We start from the raw sequence: 3,903 nt of genomic DNA, 5'->3' as shown, positions 1-3,903 counted from the left end.
CTCCACGGCGAGCTCGACTACCGCCCGCCCATCGAGGTCGAGGACGCGTACTACGCTGACCTGGAATCCGCCCAGCCGGTGATCGCCGGACAGGGAACCCGATAGGAACGAAACCCAGGGCGATTCAGTTCTCGCGGTTCGGACGAGGGAGTGCAGAGCGCTTCATAAGGGCTTGGCGGCTCAGGTTCGTTCGCGCGCTGAGCGACACCCAACTTTGCCCCTGAGCGCGTAGCCAGTGGACGAGTTGATCTCGTTCCTGCAGAAGTCGGGTCTCGTCGCGATGGAGTCGTTCGAGGTCACGGCTCAGGGCGCTGAGGCGTTCAAGCCCCGACCGTGCGTCGTGCCATCTTCGTGCCATTCGGCGGTCCAGCGCAGCTTGGTCTTCGGCGTTCTGGCGTTCCCGAGCCGCCCGTTCGAGCGCCTCAAGCCGGCGCGCCTGAGCGGCTTCACGCTTGGAATTCCGGCGTCCGCGGACCATGTAACCAGGTTGACATGCGATCCCAGTGTTCTCAAGGGACTGAGCGTGCCACTTAAGAGTGCCTGCGTGCATTGCTGTTCTTCCCTCTCTTCCTTCTCTTCCTTCTCTTCGTTGTCTTCGTTGTCTTCGTTGTCTTCGTTGTCTTCGTTGTCTTCGTTGTCTTCGTTGTCTTCGTTGTCTTCGTTGTCTTCGTTGTCTTCGTTGTCTTCGTTGTCTTCGTTGTCTTCGTTGTCTTCGTTGTCTTCGTTGTCTTCGTTGTCTTCGTTGTCTTCCTTCTCTTCGTTGTCTGGTATCCCTTGGTCAATCAGGCCCTTACGCCCACAACCCACGCACGCTTGACTTGCTTCGCACAACGCCAAGGAGTGAGGGGACGATGACGGACACGCTCGACACGGATGTGCTCGTTGTTGGTGCCGGCCCTACCGGTCTCATGCTCGCCACATGCTTGGCGAAGCTCGGCGTGCGGTGCGTCATCGTCGATGGGAAATCGGCGCCCACTCGTGAGTCTCGGGCTCTCGTGTTGCAGTCGCGCACGATGGAGATATACGACCAACTCGGTGTCGTGGATCGTGTGGTGGCCGAGGCGGAGGTTGCCAGCGAGATCGTCCCGGGTTTCGAGCGCCGACGGTTCGGAGCGATCAACCTTCAGCGACTCGCCACCGGGACGACACCGTACCCCCACCTCTACGTGCTGGAGCAGAGCAAGAACGAGCGACTCCTCGTCGTCCACCTCGAACAACTCGGTGGACGTGTGTGTTGGTCCCACTCCCTCCGGACGATCACCGTGACGGCCGGCGGCGTCGACTGCGAACTGGACGGAGAAGAGCTGGGCCGCGTCCGCGCCAGATACTGTGTCGGCGCAGATGGCGCGTCGTCCGTCGTGCGAGAGGTGATGGGCATCCCGTTCGAGGGCAAGACGAACGCCCACACGTTCTATGTCGCAGATGCCAGGCAGGTCGACGGTCTCCCTACGAGAGCGATCAACCTCCGGTTCGGGGTCGATGACTTCCTCCTCGCGTTCCCCATGGGCGGTGAGGCAGATCATCGACTGCTCGGCGTGGTCCGTGGCCCGGCCGAGGCGGTCACGGAGAGTTCCGCACGCAGCGTCCTCCAACGTGTCTTCGCGGTCACTTACGGGTCGTCGAGATGGTTCTCGACCTATCGAGTGCACCACCGCGTCGCGGCCCGGTTCCGCGACGGCCCCGTGTTCCTCGCCGGCGACGCAGCTCACGTCCACTCGCCGGTCGGTGCCCAGGGAATGAACACCGGGCTCCAGGACGCGCACAACCTGGCGTGCAAGATCGCGGACGTCGTAGCCGGCGTAGCAGGGGATGCGTATCTCGATCGGTATCCCGCAGAACGCAGACCCGTCGCACGGCGGCTTGTCTCGACCACCGACGCGCTGTTCGCGATGATCACGTCCGATCGGCCGACCGCGAGGTTTCTCCGGCGATCCGTGGTTCGCGTGGTCGCACCTGTCGCTGCGTCACTGGTGCCCCGGGTCGTCCGATCGCCTCGCATCTTCGAGTACCTGTCGCAGACACGGATCCACTACTGGATGAGCGATCGAGAGCGAACCGCCGCTCGGGGGCGACGGGGACGCGTGGTGGGCCGTCGACTGCCATGGAACGGCGACAACTATTCGTCGCTGCGCGCGATGTCCTGGCAGGTGCACGGGTACGGCGCGGTCAACCGTCGCGCGCTCCGCCGTGTCGGTGCGCGGCTCAGGCTGACCGTGCAGTTCTTTCCTCGCATTCGTAACCCCAAGATTCGTCCCGGCGCGTGTTATCTGGTCCGACCTGACGGCTTCGTCGCGGCTGCATCCGATGCAGAGCACGCATTCAGTGCGTTCGCGGAGCACCTGGGACAGCTCGCGCATTCGTAGGACCGTCGGACGAGACTCCGTACTGGCGTCGCGCACCACGGGGGAGCGGATGCGGTCGGCATCGGCTAGTCGACTATCGGCGAATCGCGAGCACACCGCCGAGCGCGCAGACACCGGCCATCGCAAATGCCATGGACGCATACGACCCCAACGTCGCGGCGATCAAAGCCGCCGTCCCTGGCGCCAACGCGGTAAGTGCCGTGATCGGCGCCGCGAGGACGCCATTGAGCTTGCCGTAGGAGCGAGCGCCCCAGCGGTCGGCGACGGCAGACGCCTGCACAAGAGTGAGCGCGCCGCGAACGGCACCGACGGCGACTCCCGCGGCGATGATCGCGCCGACGCCTGAGGCAAAGCCAAACGCGGCAAGCAAGCCCGCGCCGACAAGTCCTACGAGGGTCGGCGCGATCCACGGCGCCGCGGTGTGCGGAATGACGAGATAGAGCAGTCGCCCGAGCACTTGGCCCGCGCCGATCATTCCCAGCACCCACGCGGATGTCTGAAGGTCGAGTCCCTTCTCGACTACGGCGGGGACAGCTGCCAGCGTGACGGCGTATAGCGAGAACGACATGAGGGCGAATGAGGCAGCGAGGAGCCAGAACCTCGCCGACCGAAGGACCTGCGGTGCGGCTTCGTCCTCCTGCGTTTGGCTGCTGATGTGCGGCCAAGACTTCTCAATGGTGATCGCGTACACGGGAAGCAGGATGCAGGCCATGATCAGGGCGAGGCAGCCGAACGCGGTCCGCCAGCCGAACTCGAGAACCAGCCACCCGGTGAGTGGGGCGAAGATCGTAGACGCGAGCCCTCCCGCGAGGGTCACCAGCGTAAGTGGCCCGCGCCGTTTCGCTAGGTAGCGATGCGTGATGACGGTGAACGCGGCTTGATAGAGGACACCGGACTGTGCGGCTCCGCAGGCGATCCACGCGGCTGTGAAGGTCCAGATCGTGGGCGCCGCGGCCGCAGCGGCGATCGCGCCTGTCGCGACGACAGCGCTGATGACCATGACCCGTCTCGGGCGCCGATCCAGCCAGCGACCGACGGGGATCGCGCACGCAGCCGACATCAGGAGACCCAGTGTGATGGCGAAGAACACCGCGCCGTCGTCCCAGCCCGTGTCGGCGGCGATGATCGGGGCGGCGACGAGGATGGCGTAGTAGAGGACCCCCCAGGCGACGACTTGTGCCAGTGCGAGCGCCGTCAGCCGGCGGCCGCTCGCAGCGTTCGTGGTCAATCGCTTGTTACGCCGGCGCGGCGGTCGTCGCAGGGAAGATTCCGCGGATGGCGACGTAGCCGATCGCTGCGCCCACCGCCTGTGCGGCGATGAACGGCAACGCCGACCCGGGCGCAATGCCGGCGAATGTGTCGGTGAACATACGGCCCACGGTGATGGCCGGGTTCGCGAAGCTTGTGGATGACGTGAAGAAGTACGCCGCACCGATGTACGCGCCCACCGCGGGCGCCGCCAGGTGGGATCGTCCCGTGCGCGCGAGCGCGAAGATCAGGAAGACGAGGCCGGCCGTCGCGACGACTTCCGACAGCAGTC

At 65.1% G+C, this 3,903-nt stretch carries 3 protein-coding genes and 1 pseudogene; 1 reads left to right on the top strand and 3 read right to left on the bottom strand.

The features are described 5' to 3' along the window. Positions 1–303: 303 nt before the first annotated feature. Complete coding sequence (locus IF188_RS19960; protein ID WP_191173565.1) at positions 304–837, bottom strand: hypothetical protein; 534 nt, start codon at positions 835–837, stop codon at positions 304–306. A 14-nt stretch (positions 838–851) separates the two neighbouring features. Here IF188_RS19960 and IF188_RS19955 point away from each other — a divergent pair, with 14 nt between their 5' ends. Next, the gene (locus IF188_RS19955; RefSeq protein WP_191173564.1) at positions 852–2,363 is read left to right on the top strand and encodes an FAD-dependent monooxygenase; all 1,512 of its coding nucleotides are present in this window, start codon (positions 852–854) and stop codon (positions 2,361–2,363) included. A 73-nt stretch (positions 2,364–2,436) separates the two neighbouring features. Here IF188_RS19955 and IF188_RS19950 read toward each other — a convergent pair whose 3' ends face one another. Together IF188_RS19950 and IF188_RS19945 are read right to left on the bottom strand one after the other, a co-directional pair. Then, positions 2,437–3,591, bottom strand: a complete 1,155-nt coding sequence (locus IF188_RS19950) for an MFS transporter (protein WP_191173563.1) — start codon at positions 3,589–3,591, stop codon at positions 2,437–2,439. A 7-nt stretch (positions 3,592–3,598) separates the two neighbouring features. After that, a pseudogene (locus tag IF188_RS19945) lies at positions 3,599–3,903 on the bottom strand (aquaporin family protein); the annotation flags it as partial.

Source organism: Microbacterium helvum (assembly GCF_014779795.1).
GTDB lineage: Bacteria > Actinomycetota > Actinomycetes > Actinomycetales > Microbacteriaceae > Microbacterium > Microbacterium helvum.
The sequence above is the reverse complement of the archived record's forward strand: the minus strand, read 5'-3'. Positions and strand labels throughout refer to the sequence as shown.